General features: G+C 50.2%; 1 protein-coding gene. It reads right to left on the bottom strand.

Going from position 1 to position 235, the window contains the following annotated elements; translation table 11 throughout:
• On the bottom strand, positions 1 to 235 hold a 235-nt coding region (locus CWC11_RS21955; protein ID WP_138684258.1), incomplete at both ends, for a PhoH family protein.

Raw genomic sequence — 235 nt, 5'->3', positions numbered from 1 at the left:
GTATCTGTGATTGCCGCAAGCCAAGGGGCCATTTTCTCTTCTTCGGTACCCGGTAAAAAGCCGATGCTCTCTGCAATTTCAGGCGTATTTCGCGTCACAATTAGTTTGTCGTATATTCCTTTTTCGATGATCATTTCAAGGGCGGCCGCTAAGGCTAAAATCGTTTTGCCGCACCCTGCCGGGCCTGTGAGTAACACCAGTTCGATATCTGGGTCGAGCAAGGCATCCATGGCCA

The organism is Pseudoalteromonas sp. S3178 (genome assembly GCF_005886985.1).
GTDB lineage: Bacteria > Pseudomonadota > Gammaproteobacteria > Enterobacterales > Alteromonadaceae > Pseudoalteromonas > Pseudoalteromonas carrageenovora.
Note: the sequence above shows the minus strand (reverse complement) of the source record. Positions and strands in the feature narration are given on the sequence as shown.